21 protein-coding genes, 2 pseudogenes and 2 riboswitches are annotated in these 23,796 nt (G+C 39.2%); of the genes and pseudogenes, 5 read left to right on the top strand and 18 right to left on the bottom strand.

The features are described 5' to 3' along the window. Positions 1-156: 156 nt before the first annotated feature. Positions 157-423 (bottom strand): phage holin, encoded by a 267-nt coding sequence (locus tag JOC76_RS11530; RefSeq protein ID WP_205177752.1) that lies wholly within the window; start codon positions 421-423, stop codon positions 157-159. A gap of 178 nt (positions 424-601) precedes the next feature. On the opposite strand from JOC76_RS11530, the gene JOC76_RS11535 reads away from it, so the two are divergent. Continuing rightward, on the top strand, positions 602-2,704 hold the full coding sequence (locus JOC76_RS11535) for a transglycosylase domain-containing protein (protein ID WP_205177753.1): 2,103 nt from the start codon (positions 602-604) through the stop codon (positions 2,702-2,704). Between the two features lie 326 nt (positions 2,705-3,030). Here JOC76_RS11535 and JOC76_RS11540 read toward each other — a convergent pair. The 14 genes and pseudogenes from JOC76_RS11540 to JOC76_RS11605 all read right to left on the bottom strand — a co-directional run. Further along, positions 3,031-3,169, bottom strand: a pseudogene (locus JOC76_RS11540) (transposase); the annotation flags it as partial. A gap of 371 nt (positions 3,170-3,540) precedes the next feature. Further along, a complete protein-coding gene (locus tag JOC76_RS11545) occupies positions 3,541-4,233 on the bottom strand; it encodes an ECF transporter S component (RefSeq protein ID WP_205177754.1) in 693 nt (230 codons plus the stop codon). Continuing rightward, complete coding sequence (locus JOC76_RS11550; RefSeq protein WP_205177755.1) at positions 4,233-5,852, bottom strand: ABC transporter ATP-binding protein; 1,620 nt, start codon at positions 5,850-5,852, stop codon at positions 4,233-4,235. Before JOC76_RS11550 ends, JOC76_RS11545 begins: the two co-directional genes overlap by 1 nt. Beyond that, complete coding sequence (locus JOC76_RS11555; RefSeq protein WP_205177756.1) at positions 5,834-6,712, bottom strand: energy-coupling factor transporter transmembrane component T; 879 nt, start codon at positions 6,710-6,712, stop codon at positions 5,834-5,836. Before JOC76_RS11555 ends, JOC76_RS11550 begins: the two co-directional genes overlap by 19 nt. 18 nt (positions 6,713-6,730) lie before the next feature. Beyond that, entirely contained in the window at positions 6,731-7,528 is a 798-nt protein-coding gene (locus JOC76_RS11560; RefSeq protein ID WP_205177757.1) for a DUF4430 domain-containing protein, read from the bottom strand. A gap of 53 nt (positions 7,529-7,581) precedes the next feature. Continuing rightward, entirely contained in the window at positions 7,582-9,411 is a 1,830-nt protein-coding gene (locus tag JOC76_RS11565) for a DUF4430 domain-containing protein (protein WP_205177758.1), read from the bottom strand. 130 nt (positions 9,412-9,541) lie between these two features. After that, positions 9,542-9,729: riboswitch (cobalamin riboswitch) on the bottom strand. A 135-nt stretch (positions 9,730-9,864) separates the two neighbouring features. After that, positions 9,865-10,335, bottom strand: coding sequence for a 6,7-dimethyl-8-ribityllumazine synthase (gene ribH, locus JOC76_RS11570; protein WP_205177759.1), 471 nt, complete (start codon positions 10,333-10,335; stop codon positions 9,865-9,867). Positions 10,336-10,391: 56 nt separating this feature from the next. Next, positions 10,392-11,006, bottom strand: a pseudogene (gene ribB / locus JOC76_RS11575) (3,4-dihydroxy-2-butanone-4-phosphate synthase); the annotation flags it as partial. A 138-nt stretch (positions 11,007-11,144) separates the two neighbouring features. Then, positions 11,145-11,804, bottom strand: a complete 660-nt coding sequence (ribE, locus tag JOC76_RS11580; protein ID WP_205177761.1) for a riboflavin synthase — start codon at positions 11,802-11,804, stop codon at positions 11,145-11,147. A 166-nt stretch (positions 11,805-11,970) separates the two neighbouring features. Beyond that, positions 11,971-12,118: riboswitch (FMN riboswitch) on the bottom strand. 112 nt (positions 12,119-12,230) lie between these two features. Next, positions 12,231-12,701 carry a GyrI-like domain-containing protein gene (locus tag JOC76_RS11585; RefSeq protein ID WP_205177762.1) on the bottom strand — a complete coding sequence of 157 codons (471 nt, stop codon included), beginning with the start codon at positions 12,699-12,701 and terminating at the stop codon, positions 12,231-12,233. 150 nt (positions 12,702-12,851) lie between these two features. Continuing rightward, positions 12,852-14,312, bottom strand: a complete 1,461-nt coding sequence (katA, locus tag JOC76_RS11590) for a catalase (RefSeq protein ID WP_205177763.1) — start codon at positions 14,310-14,312, stop codon at positions 12,852-12,854. Between the two features lie 250 nt (positions 14,313-14,562). After that, positions 14,563-14,763: a cold-shock protein gene (locus JOC76_RS11595; RefSeq protein ID WP_205177764.1), complete on the bottom strand. Its 201-nt coding sequence runs from the start codon at positions 14,761-14,763 to the stop codon at positions 14,563-14,565. Positions 14,764-14,860: 97 nt separating this feature from the next. Further along, positions 14,861-15,613, bottom strand: a complete 753-nt coding sequence (locus JOC76_RS11600) for a Cof-type HAD-IIB family hydrolase (RefSeq protein WP_205177765.1) — start codon at positions 15,611-15,613, stop codon at positions 14,861-14,863. A gap of 153 nt (positions 15,614-15,766) precedes the next feature. Beyond that, the gene (locus JOC76_RS11605) at positions 15,767-16,069 is read right to left on the bottom strand and encodes an iron-sulfur cluster assembly accessory protein (RefSeq protein ID WP_205177766.1); all 303 of its coding nucleotides are present in this window, start codon (positions 16,067-16,069) and stop codon (positions 15,767-15,769) included. A gap of 380 nt (positions 16,070-16,449) precedes the next feature. Here JOC76_RS11605 and qoxA point away from each other — a divergent pair, with 380 nt between their 5' ends. Genes qoxA through qoxD form a run of 4 tightly spaced genes read left to right on the top strand, consistent with a single transcriptional unit; the run spans position 16,450 to position 20,293 of the window. Next, the gene (gene qoxA, locus JOC76_RS11610) at positions 16,450-17,424 is read left to right on the top strand and encodes a cytochrome aa3 quinol oxidase subunit II (protein WP_205177767.1); all 975 of its coding nucleotides are present in this window, start codon (positions 16,450-16,452) and stop codon (positions 17,422-17,424) included. Continuing rightward, positions 17,424-19,403, top strand: coding sequence for a cytochrome aa3 quinol oxidase subunit I (qoxB, locus tag JOC76_RS11615; RefSeq protein ID WP_205177768.1), 1,980 nt, complete (start codon positions 17,424-17,426; stop codon positions 19,401-19,403). Before qoxA ends, qoxB begins: the two co-directional genes overlap by 1 nt. Next, complete coding sequence (gene qoxC / locus JOC76_RS11620) at positions 19,393-19,998, top strand: cytochrome aa3 quinol oxidase subunit III (protein ID WP_205177769.1); 606 nt, start codon at positions 19,393-19,395, stop codon at positions 19,996-19,998. The genes qoxB and qoxC overlap by 11 nt, the downstream gene beginning before the upstream one ends. Position 19,999: 1 nt before the next feature. After that, positions 20,000-20,293, top strand: a complete 294-nt coding sequence (gene qoxD / locus JOC76_RS11625) for a cytochrome aa3 quinol oxidase subunit IV (protein WP_205177770.1) — start codon at positions 20,000-20,002, stop codon at positions 20,291-20,293. A 71-nt stretch (positions 20,294-20,364) separates the two neighbouring features. Here qoxD and pssA read toward each other — a convergent pair whose 3' ends face one another. From pssA to JOC76_RS11640, 3 genes are all read right to left on the bottom strand, one after another. Further along, the gene (gene pssA / locus JOC76_RS11630) at positions 20,365-21,066 is read right to left on the bottom strand and encodes a CDP-diacylglycerol--serine O-phosphatidyltransferase (RefSeq protein ID WP_205177771.1); all 702 of its coding nucleotides are present in this window, start codon (positions 21,064-21,066) and stop codon (positions 20,365-20,367) included. Positions 21,067-21,150: 84 nt separating this feature from the next. Next, entirely contained in the window at positions 21,151-21,924 is a 774-nt protein-coding gene (locus tag JOC76_RS11635; protein ID WP_205177772.1) for a TerC family protein, read from the bottom strand. A 264-nt stretch (positions 21,925-22,188) separates the two neighbouring features. Next, complete coding sequence (locus JOC76_RS11640) at positions 22,189-23,724, bottom strand: carboxypeptidase M32 (protein ID WP_205177773.1); 1,536 nt, start codon at positions 23,722-23,724, stop codon at positions 22,189-22,191. Positions 23,725-23,796 lie beyond the last annotated feature (72 nt).

A 23,796-nucleotide genomic window follows, 5' to 3' on the forward strand; every position in this document is an offset into this window, starting at 1 on the left:
TCAAGGACCCCTTTTCGTTGAATCCATCTTCGTATTTGAAATTTCATTAACAGAAGACCTTCATGTATTACATTTATTTCTTCCTACCATTATTTTAACAAACCCCTTCCAACTTTGGATGGATTTTAATAACATTCCTATATTTTCCACTAAAGGTTAATTGGGCTTTTCGTACTTTAATGCTTGATCGCTGTCCCTATACCCTTTCGTTGTGGGATCTTGGATAATTCCCAGCATCGATAATAACACAAACACGGCATTAACCACTGTTAGAATGGAATTTTGAATGCTATCAGTTAATTGAAAATGAATGAGCCCCATTGAATGTAAACCCGACAAAACCATTTCAGCGACAATCATGATTTGTGAAAGAAAGGCTATAACCCAATTTCGGTTTTTGAAGCGGACTTTCCAGTTAATCAATTTCTCCCCACCCTATTCTTTTATTTTAGTCTCTAATAAAATATGCTAACTTAGCAGAAAGGTTGTCTACGGTTATCACCGTTTTCTTACAATAATAAAATACACAATGTTGGTCTTTTTTCTTGAGAAATTTTATAATAAAGAAATCGAAAATTCCCATTGAAAGTTAGGAGATAACATGGAGAAAATAAAACCCATTTGGGGGTTCATCATCCGTTTTTGGAAAAAAAGACATCTAACACAAATATTATTATTACTCATACTAGTCGTTGTGCTAGCCACCATTGCCTATTTTGGCTGGCTTGCATCAAGAGCAAACGTTGATCAATTAAAACAAGGATTAAGCCAACCAACCGTTATTTATGATAAAGATGGACAAGTGGCCAGCAATGTTTCGACCAATCGAACGCAGGGTATAACTATCTCGGAAGTACCTAAATATGTTCCCAATGCGGTTGTTGCCATTGAGGATGAACGTTTTTATGAACATGGCGGTTTCGATATAAAAGGAATTGCTCGGGCCTTTTTCGGAAACCTTTTTGCCGGAAGGGTTACTGCTGGCGGAAGTACCTTAACACAACAGCTCGCAAAAAACGCACTGCTCTCCCCTGAGAGAACCTATAAAAGAAAAGCAGAAGAATTATTTTTAGCCGTGAAAATTGAGAAGGTTTATACAAAAAATGAAATCCTACAAATGTATTTAAATCAGGTTTACTTTGGCGGCGGAGCATGGGGGATTGGTAACGCCTCGAAAAAATATTTTAATAAGGATATTAAAAATGTAACGATCAGTGAAGCAGCAATGTTAGCAGGCCTTTTACACTCACCAAACTATCTTAATCCCTATAATAACTATGACTTAGCAATGAAACGTCGTAATGTCGTTTTAGCTAAAATGAAAGAACAAGGGATGATAACGTCCGCACAGTACAAAACGGCTAAGGCAGAAAAAATTGTATTACACGATGGCGGCGGTAGCAATATTGAGCGTAAGTATCCATATTATGTGGATGCCGTCTTAAATGAAGCTATTTCAAAATATGGATTAACACAGGACGAAATATTAACAAGAGGCTATCGGATTTATACAGAAATGGATCAAAATCTGCAAGCTGGATTAGAAAAAGTTTACAGTCGTAATTACTTATTCCCACAAAGTATGGGAGGAAAGTTAGTGCAAAGCGGCTCTGTACTAATGGACCCTGCATCAGGTGGTGTCCGAGCCCTTGTTGGCGGTCGTGGTGAGCATGTCTTCCGCGGGTTTAACAGAGCTACACAATTGCAAGCCCAACCTGGTTCTTCGATTAAGCCATTGGCCGTTTACACACCAGCACTAGAAAACGGCTATACGTATTCATCTGAGCTTGAAGATAAACCAATGACAATTGGAAATTATACACCGGAGAATTTCTCAAAAACCTTCTCAGGTAAGGTCCAAATGTACAAAGCCCTAGAAGAATCACTCAATGTTCCAGCTGTTTGGCTTTTAAATGAGATGGGCTTAAATAAGGGCTTGAATTCATTAAAGAAGTTTGGGATTCCGGTTGAAAAAGCTGACGAAAACCTCGCAATTGCTCTTGGTGGAATGAGTAAGGGTGTTTCACCAATTCAGATGGCCGATGCCTTTTCTGCTTTTGCTAATGGCGGAGTACGAGAGGATAGTCACTTAATTACCAAGATTGTTGGACCAACTGGGAATGTGATTGCAGAGCATGAAACCAAGTCAACCAAGGTAACATCGAAAACGGTAGCCAATGAAATGACTTCGATGTTATTAAATGTAGTCGAGACGGGGACTGGAAGAAAAGCTCATATCCAAGGTGTTCAGCTTGCTGGAAAAACTGGTTCAACCCAGCTGCCATTCAGCGGGATAAACGGTACAAAGGATCAATGGATGGTCGGCTATACACCAAACCTTGTCGGAGCCATTTGGATTGGTTATGACCAAACCGACAGGCAGCATTATTTAACAAGTGCAAGCTCATCTGATGTGGTTCCAATCTTTAAAGAGATCATAAGAGAGTCCATTACCCATTTGCCTAATGAAAGTTTTGAAGTAACCTCCATTAACGACCAGCTTGCAGGAAAAGCTGCAGCGCAAAAGAGTATCAATGACAAAGCGAAGGCTATTGGAGAAGAATTAAATCAAAATGCCAAAAAAATAGGCTCTACTATTGTAGAAAACGCTCCGAAATGGAAACAGAATGTGGATAAGGCGCTATATACGATTGGTGAAGGAATCAATGCGTTAATCGATAAAGCAAAAGGACTTAATCCATAAAGAATAACTCCAGTGAGAACTGGAGTCAGATTGTCGAGAAAGGGTAACTTTCTCGACAATTTTTTTATTTAGTCAGTATCTAATTACCTAATTTATTTATTGCTCTACTATTGGGCCTGTTGATTTCCGCTACGGGCACTCGCTTTCCGCGGGGAGGTCCTGGAGCCTCCTCGGCGCTTTTAGCGCCTGCGGGGTCTCCAGTGACCTCTCTATCCCGCAGGAGTCGAGTGCCCTCCGCTCCTATCAACAGGGAGGCAAATCAACCTAATGTATTGCAACTCACTTTTCTAACCTTCCAAGTGTGTTGCAATCTTTATTATATTTTGTCAGGCTGCTGTAAGAAGAGCCTGTTCACTTGCATTTTTTAATCCCCATAGCCAGCAATTGCGAAGCCCGTGTAGCTCTTCCCGAGTCTGCGAAGCTACGCTCAATTTTTTCCTTTCTAAATTTATAAAGCATTTTACCTAATTTAGATAATCGTTTTCACCTAACTAAATAAAATAAGAGTATCAGTAGGGCGTCATTTATCATCACTATAATATGACTAATATTCATTAGTTCAGCTGAAGTTCTAATTGAAAACACTCTGTTGATTGGCGCGGAAGGCACGAAGACTCCTGCGGGAGTACGGGTCAGGGGAGACCCCGCAAGAGCGAAGCGATGAGGAGGCTCCCCGGCACGCCCGCGGAAAGCGAAGTGCCTGGAGGGCCAATCAACAGACTTATTAAAAAGCCAAAATATATAACAAATTAACACGGTGAATTATTAAAGTAATTGAATAAATAATAGGCTGTCGAGGGTTCGACAGCCTAACTCCAGTGAGAACTGGAGTTTTTTTATTCTAATAATCCATATTTCCTCTTAAACCGGTTGAGGATTTTGATCCAAATTCCGCCAAATACGAGTAAAAAGAATACATTGGAGATGGCGTGAAAGGTATCGAAGGTGGCACTTCCGATCATATAAACAATAAACGCCTTCAATGTATCTGCACCGCCTGATTGAATGATTGCTAAGAAACCCCAAAGATTCATAATCCAGCCAAAAAGGTACCCCCAAATTACTCCAAACAAAATTTGCCCCCATTTATGTTGCATTAAAAAAGTATTTTTTAACCAACCAGCCGTTAAACCTACCAATCCCCATGCCACCATTTGCCATGGTGTCCACGGGCCCTGACCTAAAATCATATTCGAGGCAAGGGCTGCTACGGCACCAATCACAAATCCGCTTTCCGCCCCGAAAACATAGCCGGACATCATAATGACAAATGTAGTTGGCTGAACACTTGGAAGACTAGCAAATGGGATCCTTCCAACAGCTGCAATCGAGGCAAGAACCGCTAAAAGCACCAATTCCCGAGGTTCCACATTTCTAGTCTCAAACCGGAAGATAAAAAAAACAATTGCTAAAAAAATCAAACCGATGCTAAACCATATATAGGCATCTTCCCAAATATAGTTAAGTCCTAAAACCACAAAGATCATGATAAAAAGAAAACTGCCTACGATGGTCTTGTTCTTATGCATTACTGAACGTCCTCCTCGAGCGTCATCGGGATTTCTCTCTCTGACAATCCGCGAAACAGCCTTTGGATCATGGTCGTATAAAAAAAGTTTCCTTTGAAAAACTTATCAGGTATATCTTCCGCAGTAATCTTACCTTGAAACATCATCCCACACTTGGTTGCATATTGTGCCGCAAACTCGACATCATGTGTGGACATAAGAATGGTCATTCCAGCTGTATGTAGTGCCACGAGTATATGGGCCAAATTCTTTTTTGAAATGGGATCCAACCCCTTTGTCGGTTCATCCAATAAAAGAACTTCAGGCTTCCGTACTAAAATACAAGCCAAGGCCGCCTTTTGTAGTTCTCCTCCACTCAGGTCATAGGGATGACTAGACATCAAATGGGCAATCCCTAATTTAGTTAATAACTGTCCTGCTTCACTCACAGGCAAATTCCACTGATCAAGCGTAGTATTCATCTCTTTTTCAACCGTATCATGCAAGAAAAAAAGCTTCGGGTTTTGCGGCAAATAGCCGATTTTTTTCGTTAATTCTCGCTGTTTATATTTTTTCAAAGGGATTTCATCTATAAATACCGTTCCACTTTCCGGTTTTAAAAGACCTGCCAACACCTTTAATAGCGTGGATTTCCCTGAACCATTGCCCCCTAGCAATGCATAAAACTCGCCTTGTTTTATGCTAAGTTCAAGTTCATTTAAAATATAATCTGTTTTTTTATCATATTGAAAGAAAACATTCTTTACTTTCAAAAGCTCTGCCCCTTGGGGAGAAACTCTCTCAACACCCATTTGGGTTGGCTCAATTTGGTGTTGTTGTACCCATTCCTTTCCTTCTTTAACGGTTAACGGCACACTCCCCTGACCGCCCATTCTAAAAAATAAGGAAGGAATCTTTGGAACATACGCCTTATAGTTTGTATTCCAAATCTTTTGCAGCACCTCTTTAGGTTCACCAGAAAGTTCTACCTGCCCATTTTCCATCAAAATGATTTGATCCGCTAAGGTAAAAACTTCTTCCAGGCGGTGTTCCGCCATGACAATGGTCATGCCAAATTCTTCATTCAGCCTTTTTAGCATATCAATAAATTCGCGTGCACTAACTGGATCCAGTTGGGCCGTTGGTTCATCTAATAATAAAAGATCTGGCTGCATTAACAGTACAGAAGCAAGATTAATTTGCTGCTTTTTCCCGCCAGAAAGCTCCTGAGATTTTCGATTCAATATCGATTCGGCACCAAAAAAATGCACCATTTCCGCCACTCGATTTCTCATTTCATTCGTATCAAGACCGATATTTTCTAACCCAAACACCATTTCATGAAGAACATCATCTGCTACCAGTTGATTTTCAGGATCTTGAAAGACAAAGCCAATCCGCTTGGTACCCTCTTTTGTCTCTTCAATCAACTGCCCATTAATCGAAATACTTCCAGAAACTTGACCATGGGGTTGGATTTCTTTTTTTAATAAACGTAAAAGAGTACTTTTACCTGAACCGGATGCCCCAAAGACAACCACAAATTGCCCTTTATTAATCTTAAAAGAAAGATTTCGAATGGCTGGTTCTGTACAATCAGGATAAGTAAAGCAAACTTCATTTAATTCAATAAACGCCATCGAAACATTCCACCTGCTTCAACTATTAATGGAAAACTTAAAAACATGATGTAACAAATCAGAACCGCTGTGTCCATCGATGATAGACCCCAAAATTCCATAACCGGGTAAATGGTTAATACACCAAACCCTAAAATTCGTTCAAGTAAAATAAAAACGATGAGGCATAGCAAATAAAAACACGCAATTCGATCTGATTGGTTCATTTTATAATATTCATAGGAAGAGCGTGGGCCTTGACCATAGCCCCTGGCCTTCATGGAATCTGCCGTCTGAATTGCTTCTTCTAAAGAAAAGGTTAATAAGGTTTGAATGTATAGCATACCAGTCTTTGCGCGGGAGCTAAAGCTCCCATGACTTATCGAAAGTCCTTTACTTCTTTGAACAGTATATATTTCATCCAGTCTTCTTCTCATTAATGGAATAAATCGAAGGGTCAGCATAAGAAGCACAGCGAATTGTGGTAACAATTTTGAAAATAAAAATAATAATTTGTTCGGTGTCATGATGACATTATAGGAAACAAATAAGGAGATAATGCCAATAATTGAGAGTGCATTCATTCCACCATAAATAACTGCTTCCGCTGTTACACGTTGTTGGTTGATTTCAAATAACAAATACCTCCCCCTCTCATTGAAAAGTGGATTCATGATTAACATAAGGAGGAAGGTGGTAAGTAAAAACCATGACCATCGACGTAATCCCAATAAACGATCATGGAGTAAATTAATAAAAAAAACAATTGCCGCAGCAAGGGCCAAAAAAATGGGATGTAGCATAAGAATAAGCAGGGAAACCGCCCCTGCATAATAAAGAAAAGTCACAAGTGGATGAAAGCGGTCAAACCGTGTTTTCATCCTTTGTTCCTCCAACCATTATTCAGTATAGTAGCATGCAATTCGATCACCAGCTTTAACTTTAATCACACCAACACTTTTGGTAATACTCGCACCATTTAGTTTAAAAACCCAACCGCTTTTTGCCCCATAGTCGAATTCATATATATTGTTTATTCCTTCAATATAAGCCGTTGCCCCGCTGCCGCTTGAATCAATCGTAATACCATTAGCGTGTTTAACGACATCGAAAATAGTATACCCATCTTCTATTTTAATCTTTGTTGCAGCAAGGATGGTTCCTTTGTCTTTTGGACCCACAATCGAGAGCGTTACTGTCGTTTCTGGCTTTGGAGCCGTAACCGGCTTTGGAGTAGTTGTGGTATTGGTTGTTGTAGGTGTTTTGGTTGTTGTACTTATTTTGGGTGTTGTACTTGTTTTGGGTGTTGGATTGGTTGTCGTACTAGTCGTTTTATTTGCTGCCGTCCCTGCAGGCTTTGTTGTTGATGTTCCTGCATTTTTATTTGTTGATGCATTAGTAGTTGTTTTTGGTGCAGCAGTAGAAGTTGGCTGAGTCGTCTGTTCGCTCTCTGTTTTCACTACCGCTGGTTGTTGAGCCTTTGTTTCCGTAGCAGGTGCGGCCTTCTTGGTTTGGTCGGCAACCGCCAATGGTTTGGAATTTTCCTTTTGTTTCGTCTCTGCTTTGGTTGTAACCTCAACAGATTTCGTTTCTTTTGTTGATTGTTGCTTGCTGCTAGAACTCGAACTGCAGCCAGCTAAGCTTAACATCATACATAGTGCAGATAAAAGAACTGTAATCTTAAAGTGTTTCATCATGTCGTACCTCCAATCAATCCCCTCATGGAAACCACGAGGGGATTAAAAGTTTTTTATGCGTTTTGTTTTCTTTGTCTAATATACAGAATAGAGCCAGCTATGATGAGCAATATTCCAATTGCCATAAGATTATACATGTTCGTAGCTGTATTTGGAAGGGCATGACCAGAAGCGTTACTAGATTCCGTTGCGGCGGCAACCACAGTTGCTGTTGGCTGTTCTGTCTTGGAAGTACCAACAACCGGTGTCTCTGCAACTGGAGTGCCTGCTGTTAAAGTGAAATGATACAATGAGCCTTTCCCCTCAGTAAACAGCTGGTAAGCAACTAATCCTTGGAAAGCTTGAGCCGTTGTAAACGCATCACTCTCATCACCGCCCTGCCAGTCAAAACCGCCATCTTTATTCTGATAGGTTAAAAGATATTGAACAAGACCGCTATTATCTTTCATAAAATCTCCACTGTTGGCATCCGTTCCAAGAGCCGATAAGGCAATAATCACTTGGGCAGCAGTAGAGCTATTATCTATTTTAGAAGCTTGATATTGGCTAGATAAATAGTTGACGGCAGCATTTACCTTTTCCTTTACTCCAGCCTGATCCTTGTATGGTGCAAGTGCAGTTAGAATCATGGCAGTTGTATCAATATCACTTGTTGCACTTTCATCCCATGCCCAACCGCCATCTTGATTTTGTTTTTCTATTAAATAACTAACCAATTTTTGTTTTGTCCATTGGGCTTTGGTAGGAACAGAGAAATTCGCACTGTCTAAAGCAATCAGTGCATACGCAACTCCATTTAAACCTTGCTTCGTAACATTTCCATTATAGATTGCTTCCATTAAATTAAATCCAGCCACATTTTCTGGGTTGCCTCCTGCGGCTAATACTCCTAAGGCATACCGTTCTGTATCGGTAATTTTTGAAAACTTGCCTTGTTTATCTTTGACTACTGTTTGAACTCCTGGAAGATAACTTTCAGGAATCGTTTTACCTGCCTTCTTTAAGGCAATAGCTTGCCATTCTCCAATATCGTTTTTTAATACATAAGCACTTGAAGAATTAATCCCCTTCTGAAGATCCCCAGCTGAAATAGTCCCAGTAGTTGGGGTTGGAGTTGGCGTTGTTGGGGTTGGCGTTGTTGGGGTTGGCGTTGTTTCGCCCCCTCCATTCCCTGGATCGGTTGCATAGGATTCTAGTTGAAAGCTGATTTGGTTTCCATTCTGAAGCTGATAGCTTTCTGCTCCTACAGGTGCCATACTGCCATCCACATAAAAAGCCCAGTAGTTCGTGCCTTCCGCCTTAATCCCTTTAAGTGAGGTAATCATTTTACCGTATTGAGTATCTTCAAATCCAACTTGATCATTTCCTAATGCTACTTGTAACAACTGAAATGCATTTGGACTGCCTATCACTTCAATCGATGAAAGATTGGCTATGGTATTCTTTTTATCATCCACGACTTTCAGAGAAACAGTCGCTGATGCCGGTTTTGTATAATCGGTTAAACGAAATGTAATTTTATCACCGGTTTGTACTTTATAAGAATCCGGTCCAACCTGTGCCGAAACCCCATTAATGAAAAAAGCCCAATATTGAGTTCCTTCTGCTTTCACTCCGTTAATGCCGGTTAGCATCGGCCCATAACTTGTATCAGTAAATTCAACATTTTCATTACCAACTGCAGCCTTAAGTGCCTGGGTTGCCGTTTCATTGTCACCGTTTGTAATTGTTTTTTCCGGCAAGATTTCTTTACTATCTAGTCCTAGAACAGTTACAGAACTTTGATTCCCTACTGTCGCTGCTAATACTTGTGTTTGCCATCCGCTTGTCCATACCATTAAAACAAGCAGTATCGCCAACCAAAGATTCTTTCTTTTTAACATTCACACTTGCATTCCTTTCATTGGAAAATGGCATAAAAAAATCCCCCTAATAGCAGGAGGAGTGTTATGTAATGGAAGTGGAAGCCAGAAGCGGATTCTACTTTATTAACACTCTCCTATCCGCGTAGGCTGTTGGTGTCCAAAACAGGCAGGTTTCCTGGCTCATGGTCATCGCTCCCTATGTCTTCCCATCTTTCGACAGTGACATCTATAGGTTGCTCCCATTTACAGTGGCGGGACCGCGTTGGCTTTCAACCAACTTCCCTATTAAGCTAGCAGTCTCGTAAAGACTGCAGCACCTGTTTACCGAGCTATTTTTTTATGTACATCTATTATATAGATAAATGGATGGGTTTGTATATACCTAGATGTAAATGAATTCTATTTTAAAATAAGGACAGGCATTACCATAGCCTGTCCTTTTTACATAGAAGATTCTTTTTTAAGGTGTGATTACTGTTCTAGAGACCTGCACAGATTAGCCATTTCAATCGCTGCGGTTGCAGAATCCCACCCCTTATTACCGGCCTTAGTTCCAGCGCGTTCAATCGCCTGCTCAATAGAATCCGTTGTAAGAACGCCAAAAATGACTGGAATACCACTTGATAATGCTGTTGCGTTAATTCCTTTCGCAGCCTCGTTGCAAACATAATCAAAGTGTGGTGTTGCCCCGCGAATAACAGTTCCAAGTGTAATGACCGCATCATATTTTTTGCTGAATGCCATCTTTTGCGCGATTAAAGGAAGTTCAAACGCCCCTGGAACCCAAGCAATATCCACGTCTGATTCGCTAACTCCATGTCTTTTTAAAGCATCTAGTGCACCATCTAATAATTTGCCAGTAATAAATTCATTAAATCGACCTACAACAATTCCTACCTTTAACCCCGTACCTACTAAATTTCCTTCAAAAAAATGCGTCATTGTAATTCCTCCATATTTTGTTTATTAATCTGCAGCCAGATTTACTACTTTTTTGTTTTTAAAGGACTTTCCATTTCTTTTAAATACTTAATCAAAGCTTTAATTGTAATCATTTTAAGGTTCAATTCATCAGCTATTTTTCGAAGCTGCGGCACACGTGCCATCGTTCCATCTTCATTCATGATTTCACAAATAACCCCGGCTGGCTTTGCACCACATAATTTAGCAAGGTCCACAGCAGCTTCCGTGTGACCGTTCCTCTGCAAGACGCCACCTTTTTTCGCAATAAGCGGAAACATATGCCCCGGACGTTTGAAATCCTCCGGCTTTGCTTCTGGGTCAAGTAAACTTAACACAGTAGCAGAACGCTCATAAGCGGATATTCCTGTCGTCGAGAATTTATGGTCAATGCTTACAGTAAAAGCCGTTCCATGATAGTCTGTGTTCGTTTCAACCATTGGCCTTAGATCCAGTTTCTCAGCCAATTCTTCCTCAATTGGGGCACATACTAACCCTCTGCCATGCGTAACCATGAGGTTCATTACTTCTGGAGTTGTTTTTTCGGCTAAAGCAAGAAAATCCCCTTCATTTTCCCGGTCCTCATCATCACAAACAATGATCACCTTGCCTTCTTTTAAATCTGCTAGGGCTTCCTCTATTGTATCAAACACTATTTTCACTCCTTTTAAACAAAATGTTATTGATTGGCTGTGTTGAACATGGATGTTGATTTCCGCTCCAGGCGCTCGCTTTCCGCTCCAATCAACATCATTCCATATTCAACAATAACCTGTTGCACAGCTTATTGATTAATTAAAACCGTTTTCTTCTAAAAAGCTTTGGGTAATTCCTGTCTTGCTCTTTTTGTTTGGATCCTTGCCAAGGTTTTGGAGAAAATGGCTAACATATCTGCCAATCATATCACTTTCCAAATTGACCCTATCCCCTGGGCCTTTCAATCCAATTACCGTTTCTGACAAGGTATGCGGAATAAGCGAAAGTGTAAAACTCGTATCCGAAACATCAAATACAGTTAGGCTTGTACCGTCTACGGCAACAGATCCTCGGTGAATGACATATCTCAATAAATCTGGTTCCGTCTCAATTTCGTAATAGACGGCATTTTCTAAAGCCTGTTTTCTTTTAATAATCCCCGTTCCATCAATATGTCCGGAGACAAAATGACCGCCAAATCGACCGCCTGCTGCCATGGCTCTTTCTAAATTAACTCTTGTGCCACTTTGTATATTATTTAAACTGGTGGCTTTAACTGTTTCCGGCATGACATCGACTGAAAATTGCTTGCCTGAAAAAGAAGTAACCGTTAGGCAAACCCCATTTACAGCAATGCTATCACCAAGATGTACATCCTGTAGTATTTTTTCAGCTTCTATCGTTAATACATACGAATTGGCCGTTCGCTGAATTTTTGCTACTTTACCTATCTCTTCAATGATTCCGGTAAACATACTTCTTCTTCTCCTTACTATTTCAGCCATCGTTCTATTAAATCTGTCTAGTTCCTTCTAGGAATAAAAAAGACCCTAAAGAAAAGAAATTCTTTAGGGCCTTAATAATGACAATAGGAAATAAAGGTTTGAAATTGGGACTTTTTCACCCATTTCATAACCCGTTTTTATCCTTCTCCCATCCAGACTTTAACTGTCGGCTCTGGAGTTTCACCAGATCCACCGCTTAACCAGTAGGTTAACCGGGTCACGGACTAAGAAGCAAAAGCTTCATCACCGCCGGTTAGGAATTTCACCTGACCCCGAAGGAAATATTAAGATTTAATGATAATGTTATTATACCTAAAGAAAATAGTAAAGGGAAATGCACCTATTTGATCAATTATTCACATAAACTTCAAAAAAGGAGTTAAAAACTCCCATTGCCTACTCTTTATAAGTTTTTACCGGTAAGTAAATCTCAAAATGGAGTTCTCCTAATTGATTTTGCTGTTTATGTTCTTCTTTAAAAATTTCCAATCCTAACGCTTGGTGGTCTTGTTCAAAGCCATACTCTTCCATCCAAGTGAACAGTCGCCGATATGTATTTTCTATTTCTTCCATACTGCCGTTGTGTGTCGTATACACATAGTTTTTCCTTGGAATCGAAAAGCCAACCATTCCTTCCGGTACATTCTCAATTTTTTCAACGGGTTTTGTCACATAGTAGGTCAATTCTGTTTCTCTGCCATGAAAAGGTGCAATCACAACAGGCTCATTTGACAAACAAGCAACCTCTTTTATCCGTTTCTCCATTTTGTTAAACAGACTCGGGATCGTTTCTAATTCTGAGTATGTACCTGTCCACGGTATGCCGACTACTTTTATTTCTTCTTTTTCTATTACTTTAATTCCCACTTTAAGGCCCCCTTTTTTAGTTCCATCCTAATTCGTATAATTCGAAACACATCCTTGAATTCCTGCCAAAACTTTTCGACATATGACAAATATTTTTCTGAAAAAATAAAAAAAACAGGCTGTTCCTTCATTGAACAGCCTGCAGTAGGATTACTTTACTCCTTGGGGGATTGCCAAACCTAATCCTTTTGCGACTCGCTCGCCATATTCAGGGTCTGCTTTATAGAAATGCTGAATTTGACGTAATTTAATATCTTCTCTCTCTACCGGTTTCATCGCTCCAACAATCGTTTCTACTAATCTAGTACGTTCATCTTTAGACATTAATCGGTAAAGGTCACCAGCTTGTGTGTAATGGTCATCATGGTCATATGCCACTTGTGCTGCAGCACCTGTTACCTCAAATGCTGTTTGCCGGTGTTCAGTTACTTCACTAGGACCACCAAAGCTGTTAGGCTCATAATAAACAGAGCCGCCGCCATTGTTATCAAAACGCATCGCACCATCACGCTGATAATTATTCACTTCCGACTTTGGCCGATTGATTGGCAGCAAGTTATGGTTTGGACCTACCCTGTAACGATGCGCATCAGAATAGGCAAATAACCGGCCTTGAAGCATTTTATCTGGTGATGCTTCAACCCCAGGTACCATTGTCCCAGGCGAGAAGGTAGCCTGCTCAACTTCTGCAAAATAGTTTTCTGGATTACGGTTTAAAACCATTCTTCCAACCTCAATTAAAGGATAATCTTTATGAGACCAAATTTTTGTCACATCAAATGGATCAAACCGATACGCATTGGCATCATCAAATGGCATTATTTGAACATGCAGCCTCCAAGCCGGGAAATCGCCTTTTTCAATCGCATTAAATAAATCCTCTGTGTGATAATCAGGATTTTCACCAGCTAATTTTGCTGCAATATCGGCTGACATGTTTTTAACACCTTGTTCACTCTTAAAGTGATATTTAACCCAAACCGCTTCTCCATTCTCATTTACCCATTTAAATGTATGGCTTCCGTATCCGTTCATATGGCGCAAGGTAGCTGGTAAACCGCGGTCTCCCATTAAATAGGTTACTTGATGCAAGGATTCAGGTGATAATGACCAGAAATCCCAGACTGCATTCGGATTTTTTAAGTGAGTCTTAGGATCCCGTTTTTGAGTATGAATGAAGTCTGGAAACTTGATCGCATCACGGATAAAGAAAATAGGCGTATTATTTCCAACCAAATCATAGTTTCCTTCTTCTGTATAAAACTTCACTGCAAAACCGCGTGGATCACGGACTGTATCAGCTGAACCCAATTCACCGGCAACAGTTGAGAAGCGGATAAACATTGGAGTGCGTTTCCCGACCCCATTGAACAATTTGGCTTTTGTATATTTAGACATATCATTCGTTACTTCAAAGTACCCATGGGCTCCTGCACCCTTGGCATGTACGACACGCTCAGGTACTCGTTCACGATTAAAATGGGCCAATTTTTCTAGTAGATGGACGTCTTGTATTAAGGTTGGTCCGCGTGAACCAGCCGTCATTGAATTTTGATTATCCCCGACAGGGGCACCTGTTCCTGTTGTTAAATGTTTGTTTTTGTTGCTCATTTCATCACCTCTAAATCTATTTTTTTAAACTTTAAACAGATTATAATATAAATTTAGTAAAAATCAATACTAAATTATAATAATTATAATCTAATATGAAGTATAAATATCGTCTTGTCTTCACTATTACAATCGTATTAATAAAAGAAGGACGTTATTCCCCTATTTAAGAAATAACATCCCAAATAATTTAATTTCAGTTCCCCAACAAAAAAACAGACCCTTTAAGAGTCTGTTTTTATTGAGTGGTCTATTGTTTTTGAACGTTTACCGCTTGTGGTCCACGTTGGCCATTTTCGATTTCAAATGTAACCTCTTGACCTTCTTCTAAAGTTTTGTATCCTTCACCTTGAATAGCTGAGAAATGAACGAAAACATCTTCTCCACCTTCACGTTCAATAAATCCAAAACCTTTTTCACCGTTAAACCATTTTACTTTACCATGTTCCATTTTTTAGTGCCTCCTAGCATGTAGCCATTACGTAATTTTGCAAAATATGCTTGCAGACCTAGTATTGCCCGAGTAAAAGTTCTTTATACAAGCCAATTTAATCTAGTACCCATTTTTGTATGGCCTTAGCAACTCCATCCTCTTCATTAGATGCCGTAATCCAGTCCGCTGCTGCCTTTACCACATCTTGAGCATTACCCATGGCAACTCCAAGTCCAGCCTCTTTAATCATCATTAAATCATTTCGGCTGTCGCCACATGCCATTACATTCTGCATATCTATTCCGATTTTAGAACAGACAACAGATAGCCCGCGCGCTTTATGTATTCCAGCAGCATTGACTTCAATGTTTTTTAACGTGGAGTTGGTTATTTCAAATTCACCACGTGCCGTCAATTCCTTTAACACCAATTCTCTTGTTGCATCATCCTCAATCGTAAAACCAAATTTCAGCCAATTGAGTTTATGTAAGTCTTCAGGCATTTCATTATGCCACGTCTGTTCCGTATTAATTGCCCAGAACTTCGAATTATGTTGTTTGGAAAGGTCCCACATCCACTGGATATGCTCTGGATTAACTATGTTTCTTTCTACTAGTTCTCTTTTTTCATCCCAGATCTCACTTCCATTGACCGTTACCAAATACGAAGTAAGCTCTAAATCATCTGCATGTTCGCGAACTGTCAATAATGAGCGTCCAGTACTTAAGACAACATATACCCCTTTTTCTTGTGCAGCCCGAATCGCATCACGGTTTGCACTTGATACCTGTCCATTATTATTTAACAGTGTCCCATCCATATCCAGTGCAATTAACTTGATATCCAAATCCTTTTTGACATTTCCCATTTACGCATAAACTCCCTTCACCCTTATTCTCTTATAAGATAACACTTTCAAGCGTAGGATTACAAAGATGTAAATCTTGTTTACATAATATGATTATTATATATAAAAAAAGACCTGCTAGTTTTAGCAGAATCTTTTCTTAAGGTTAATTGATTAATGATGGTGATGATGTCCGCCCTTTGATGGATTCGTAATCAGCCATTCTTCTTTTGGAACATGGAAAAATTGAATCCAAACCCCGTCCAAGTAATCATCATTTTTGTCTAGGATAAAATCAATATCCTTATCCGTTTGGACCACTTCATCATTTTCCGTTGGAGTATCCAGCTTTAAATCATAGTGGGCATGGTCACCATGAACATTTGTCACATAAACACGAAATAGTTTGTCTTCTTCTTGCTCATCCAATATTTTCTTTAATGCCTTTGCCGCATTACGGTTAATTTTTACTTTCATTTTGATGCTCTCCTCTATTATGTATTCCACTTTATTATCTCACTATAAATTTAAAATAGACAGTTTAAAATCAGAGATTCATCTTATAAAAATTATATAATGGATGATCATTATTTTAATTTCAAAAAAATACCATTATTAACATTTTAAAACCTTAACAAATTTGTCACATTTAATTCAAAAAACCACTACCAACATTATGGCGGAATTGTTAATATTATGTTACAGATAAGTGAACTTCTAATTAGTATTAGATGATAATCATTTCAAATCCATTTGCTTGTAATTTTAAAGTAATTGTATTATTCTTATGAAGTTTGTGAATACATTCACTTTGAAATGTGAACAAATGAACAATTTTTTGGAGGGGAAATACGAACATGTCTAAAAAGAACTTTTTTGTTCCACTTTTGGCTTTATTGCCAGTGCTGCTAAGTGGCTGTGATTCAAAAATGCTTGTTTTTGATCCAAAAGGTCCTGCAGCAAGAGAAATTCTCGGCCTAATCAATTGGTCACTTGTTTTTATGGCACTTGTGGTCGTTGTAGTCATTGGCTTATTCGTTTATATCGTTTGGAAATACCGTGCCACACCCGAGAATAAAGACTACCAGCCGCCTGAGGAGCATGGCAGTACTAAATTAGAGTTAATTTGGACATTTATTCCAATTCTAATTGTTATTGCCCTTACGATTCCAACGGTAAAAACCATTTACAGTCTTGAAAAAGTTCCAGCAGGTTATGAAAATAAAAAGCCAATTACAATCAATGTAACATCTGCTGATTGGAAATGGATTTTTAGTTATCCGGAACAGGGAATTGAAACAGTCAATTATGTTAACATCCCAGTTGGCACACCTGTTAAATTTGTTTTAACATCTTCCGGTACTATGCAATCTTTCTGGGTCCCACAATTAGGCGGTCAAAAGTACACCATGAATAAAATGGATACTCAGTTGTATCTAACTGCTGATGAAGCTGGAGAGTATTTAGGAAGAAATACGAACTTTAATGGAAGAGGCTATGCAGATATGGAATTTACCGTTGAAGCTAAGTCCACAAAAGACTTTGCGCAATGGGTTAAAGATGTAAAATCCAGAGCTCCTAAATTAACGGAAAAGAAATACATCTCTTTGTTAAAACCAACAAACTTAGGTCGTGAAACATTCGTAGGTACACATTTGCAATGGGTTGACCATGGACAAATGAACTCGAAAACATATTTAAATCCTAAACTATACGAAGTTCATGGTGTGAAAGGTCAAATTTTTAAAGATGAAGAATCAACTTCTCTAACATCAGATAGCACATCTAAAGGTACGACTTCGACTGACAAATCAAATGGAGGTGAACATTGATGGGCAGAATAAATTGGCATGATTTCTTTATCGTTGGAAACCCGCTCATCTTAGGTTCCCAGATTGCTATTTTACTAACAATGATTGGTATTGTAGCTACGGTTTCTTATTTAAAAAAATGGAAGTGGCTATGGCGTGAATGGCTAACCACTGTTGACCATAAACGTATTGGGATTATGTACATCCTATCCGGTGTCTTAATGTTTTTCCGCGGTGGTGTGGATGGACTATTAATGAAGGCCCAAACATCAGCTCCAGATTTAAAGTTTTTAGATGCACAGCATTACAATGAAATTTTCACAACACATGGCGTCATCATGATCCTTTTTGCAGCAATGCCTTTATTAATTGGTGTCATGAACGTTGTTGTTCCATTACAAATCGGGGCACGTGACGTTGCGTTCCCACAATTAAATGCACTAAGCTTTTGGTTATTCTTTGCTGGTGCGATGCTTTTCAACATCTCATTTGTTGTCGGCGGATCACCTGATGCCGGTTGGACGGCTTACTTCCCTCTTGCAGGTAAAGAATTTACACCAGGTATCGGGAACAACTATTATGCAATCGCGTTGCAGATTGCCGGTATCGGTACCCTGATGACGGGAATTAACTTTGTGGTTACAGTTCTAAAAATGCGAACAAAAGGCATGGGCCTTATGAAAATGCCGATGTTTACATGGACCTCTTTTATTGCGTCTGTTATCATCGTATCAGCTTTCCCAATATTCACAGTTGCCCTTGCGTTAATGACGTTTGACCGTCTTTTCGGTACTCACTTCTTCACAATTAGCGCAGGCGGTATGCCTATGATGTGGGCTAACCTATTCTGGTTATGGGGACATCCTGAGGTTTACATCGTGGTACTTCCAGCGTTTGGTATGTTCTCTGAGATTATTTCAACGTTCTCTCATAAAATGCTTTTCGGTTATAAGTCAATGGTATTCTCCATTGTCGGAATTGCAGCGTTAAGTATGTTAGTTTGGGTTCATCACTTCTTTACAATGGGTTCAGGCGCTGCTGTAAACTCGTTTTTCTCGATCACTACCATGATGATTGCGATCCCGACTGGGGTTAAGATGTTTAACTGGTTATTTACAATGCGTAAAGGTCGTATTGAATTTACGACTGCGATGCTTTGGGCATTAGCATTTGTTCCTTGCTTCCTTATTGGCGGTGTTACAGGTGTCATGTTAGCAATGGGTGCAGCGGATTATCAATATCACAACACCCTATTCCTTGTTGCTCACTTCCACTATGTATTAATTCCTGGTGTCGTGTTTGCGGTATTTGGAGCTCTTTATTACTGGTGGCCAAAAATGTTTGGTTTCATGTTAAATGAAAAGCTTGGTAAAATTCATTTCTGGTTATTTACTATTGGTTTTAACGTAACATTTATGCCAATGTTCTTCCTTGGATTAGATGGTGCGGTACGTCGTTCCTACACTTATTCAGCTGAATCTGGATTTGCACCATTATTCATGGTATCAACGATTGGTGCGGTTATCTTAGCTGCTGGTTTTGCGGTTCTTTGCTATAACATTTACTGGAGTTTCAAACATGCAGATCGTAACATTTCTAACGATCCATGGGATGCTAGAACACTAGAATGGGCAACTGCATCACCTGTCCAATTCTATAACTTTGCGAAACAACCAGAAGTTAAATCAATTGATGCCTTCTGGTATATGAAGAAGCACAATGAAGGACTTACTTTAAGTGAAGACGAAATTGAAGAAATTCATATGCCTAGCAATTCTGGATTACCATTCATTATGGGTATTATCTTCGGAATTGTCGGATTCTTACTTATTTTCGAATGGAAATTAGCAGCCCTTGTGGGAACAGTTGGAATCCTTGTTGGTTTAATCGTACGTTCTTTCGATTATAACGACGGCTTCCATGTAAAAGTCGATGAAATTAAAAAGATTGAAAAGGCATGGCGCGGTAAAGATAAAGGGGTGAATAACCATGTCAGCTAATGTAAATACAGCTTTACCACTTGAATATCAAACAGAACAAAACCGAATGAACATTCTTGGCTTCTGGGTTTTCCTCGGAGCCGAGATTATCCTTTTTGGAACACTCTTTGCAACATTTTCTGTTCTAAATGCAAGGTATGCAGGCGGCCCTACGCCACATGATCTTTTTGAAATTAAAGGTGTCATGATTGAAACCATATTGTTATTAACAAGTAGTTTTACCATGGGTCTTGCTATTTATGAAATGCGCCGCAGCAATCGTAATGGGTTAATTCTATGGTTTGTCATTACCCTGCTGCTGGGTGCAGGCTTCGTATTCTTTGAAATCACTGAATTTATTTCATATGTACATGAAGGTGCAACATGGACTACAAGTGCCTTCCTATCAAGCTTCTTTGTCTTGCTTGGTACCCACGGTCTTCACGTTAGTATGGGTATTGGTTGGGCAACAATGGTTATTATTCAATTACTGAGAAAAGGTTTAACACCTGTTACTGCACGTAAGACGTTTATTATCGGGCTATACTGGCACTTCTTGGATGTTGTTTGGATCTTTATCTTCACATTTGTGTATTTAGCAAGGATGGTGGCGTAAGATGGCTAAAAATACAAAAGGATTTCCTTTAACTCACGTCATTGGCTTTATCGCTTCGTTGGTACTTACCTTCGCAGCTCTAGGTGTAGCCTTAAAAACATCCCTTCCCTTCAAAACGATTATTTGGGTGATCGGCAGCTTAGCCGTCATCCAAGCTGCCCTGCAGCTCTTCATGTTCATGCACGTGAACGAAGGAGAAGACGGCAAATCAAATATCATCAACATCGCTTCCGGAGTATTCATCGCATTCGTAGCGGTAGCCGGATCCATCTGGGTCATGTCTTTTGGAATGTAGTTATAAATAGTGAAAACATAAATAAAGGTGACAGGCACCATGTGAATTCTTCACATGGTGCCTGTCACCTTTTATTTTGGTACTTGTTTACGTTTTGTTCGGATTAGTTGGTATCCGATGAAGGCTACATACAGTGGAATGGCGACATAGATGAAGTATGGAAAGCGATGCTGCTCTTTTTTGAAAACAATGTATAGGGCATACCCCAAGAAAAGGGTTATGATAATTCCATATTTCGGAAGTGGGATTTCCTTTAAGCTAGGAATTTTCAAAGTACTAACCATCAAAATACATAAAACGAAAAAGGCAATGACAAACATAAATCCAGGCATTTTTAATTGAAACAACGTTAATAGAGTTAACAAGCCACCTGCTGCTGTAATGGGAACGCCGCTAAAATACTTTAACGAAGACTTGACCGCATTAATATTAAACCGAGCTAACCGGTAGGCACCGAACAGCGGGAATAAACCGGCAACAGCCATCCCAATAATGCCAAAGGAAGAAAAATACGAATAATAGGCCATCATTGCTGGCGCAACTCCAAAGGTAACAATATCTGCCAAGGAGTCTAGTTCCTTTCCTAATTCACTTTCAACCCTCAGCATCCGGGCAATCCGCCCATCCATACTGTCTAGCATCATACCAATCAAAATCAAAATCGCTGCATTCTTGTAATCCCCCTCTGCAGAGCTCATGACAGATAAAAACCCAAAAAATAAATTTGCAAGGGTAAATAAGTTAGGAATACTGTTTCTGATAATAGCTATCACTCCAAAATATAAAAAAATTCATTTCTCTTTATTATACCGTTTTTCATAATAAAGGAAAACTCGCCAATTGGCGAGTCTCTATATTTAAACATTTGCTTTTTTCGTTTCCTTTTGTGGTTTAGAAAAGAACCAACCTGCGGTCGCCATTCCAATCAAAATTAAATAAAAGCTTAGTTTCCATTCAGTTGAATGAGCAAATGCTTCATTTAAGATTCCTAGAACTGGATGTGATAAAGTATATACCGCTAATTTTACACCAACCCACCCTACAATGGTAAAAGCTGCGATTTCAAGACCAGGTCTCATTTCTAATAATTTTACAAACTGGTTGGCAGCAAAACGCATAAGCACTAATCCGATTATTCCACCAGCAAAAATCACCAGGAATTTCCCTGCATCAAGACCACCGATATTCGGGAGCGGTGTCTCAGGAAGAACGACGGCCATCGCTACCGCAGCCAAAATCGAATCCACTGCAAATGCGATATCAGCTAATTCAACCTTCAAAACCGTTGACCAGAATCCACTGCCTTTTCGAACTTTCCTTTTCTCCTTTTCTTCCCCTTTTCCTTTTACAACCTTTCGAAAAATATGATTGGCAGCCATAAAGATTAAGTACAGGGCGCCAATTGCTTGAACCTGCCATACATCAACGAGGAACGAAATAACAAACAAAGAAGCAAAACGGAACACAAATGCTCCAGCTAAACCATAAAATAAGGCTTTCTTTCGCTCTTCTTCCGGAAGATGTTTAACCATGATCGCCAGTACAAGGGCATTGTCTGCTGCTAATAGTCCTTCTAAGGCAACTAAAATGAGCAAAACCCAACCGTATTCCATAAATAAAGTTAAATCCATTGATGACTCCTCCTAAAAGTAGATTTATTTAAATACTCCTTATGCCATAAAAATAGGCCTTTACTGTATACAGTAAAGGCCTAAATAAACACAAAAAGACCTTTACAGTAAAGTAAAGGTCTTGCTAACAACATTCATGTTGCCAATAAAGCCGGAGAAATGAATCCTCGAAATGACGACTTTATTGTAGCAGCTACTCCCCTTTAAAAGGAAATATTTAATTACTAATAATATATTAAACTATAATAGTTAAGTCAACTCTTTTTATAATTCATACACATCTGAATACTTCTTCTCTAAATAATCAATAAGGTATTCCGCATTTAATTCCTCACCGGTTACCTTATTGATCAATTCATTTGGTGTATAAAGCTTACCAAATTGATGGATATTTTCCTTCAGCCAGCTTTGAATGACATCGAATCTTCCCGTTTCAATTTTCTTGTAGAAGTTTGGAATTTCCTTTTGGATCGTACGGAGTATTTGTGCTGCATAAAGATTCCCTAAAGAGTATGATGGAAAATAACCAATTCCGCCAAATGACCAATGGACATCCTGAAGAACACCCTCAGTATCAGTTGATGGTGTAACGCCAAGGTAATCCTTCATTTTCTGATTCCAAATGGCTGGTAAATCTCGCGCTTCAATCTCCCCGCCAATAAGACCTTTTTCAATTTCATATCGGAGCATGATGTGCAAGTTATAGGTTAGCTCATCTGCTTCCACCCGAATCATTGATGGTTGGACAGTGTTTACAGCCCGATAAAATTCTTCTACCGATACATTTGTTAATTGGTCCGGAAAATACTCCTGAAGCTTTGGATAAAAGAAATGCCAAAATTCCTTACTGCGCCCAATCATATTTTCTAAAAATCTGGACTGTGATTCATGTATACCGAAGGATGCTCCGCTTTGTAGAATGGTCTCCTCATAGTTTGCATTAACATGCTGTTCATAAATCCCATGCCCTGCCTCATGAATCGTCCCAAACAAAGCGGACCGGACATTATTTTCTAAATAACGAGTCGTTAATCGAACATCTCCGATATTAATAGTCTGCGCAAATGGATGTACAGTTTCATCTAGGCGACCAGCCAGCATATCAAAGCCGATTTGTGGCAGAATAAACCGATTAAATGCTTTTTGTTGTTCGATAGGAAATGATTGTTCAAACACTTCCACTTTTGTAGATTTGCCATTTTTCCTAATCCGGTTTAATAAATTCACACTTGATTCGCGTAATTTTGCAAATAAAGGATCGAGCATACTCACAGTTAATCCCGGTTCAAATTCATCTAGTAATGCATCATAAGGATGTTCATCATAGCCAAATATTTCAGCAAATTGCCGTTTGTATGCAATAATTTTTTCTAAAAAAGGCAAATAGCTGGCAAAATCATTGTTTTCCCTTGCTTCCTCCCAGGCATCATTAGCCTGTGCTGTAAGAATACTATATTCTTTAAAAAGATTAGTTGGTATGGCTTTAGATTTATGATAATAGCTTTTATATTCTCGAACCCTTGCCCTTGTTGGTTCATCCAATAGAGAATGATTTTCTTTTAAGGATAATAGCTCTAGTAATTGGCCCATTTCTTGTGAGATCGATAGTTTGAATATTTCGGTCCGTAATGTCCCTATAGCCTTAGCAAATACGTTTCGGCCTTTTTTGGGGGCCATTACCTTTTGGTCCCAGTCAGCCAAACCTATAATACTAGAAAAATGTGTAATTTTCTCATCTAACTCGTTAAATTGTTCCACGGCATTTCGTAAAAGCGTTTGATGATCTACTTTTTGCTCCATCCAATCCCCCCTATCTGATCCTCTACATCTTATTTATTATAAATTAAAAATTCTAATAATGGAAAAGATTTA

The organism is Neobacillus cucumis (genome assembly GCF_016908975.1).
In the GTDB taxonomy this organism is placed as follows: Bacteria; Bacillota; Bacilli; order Bacillales; family Cytobacillaceae; genus Neobacillus; species Neobacillus cucumis.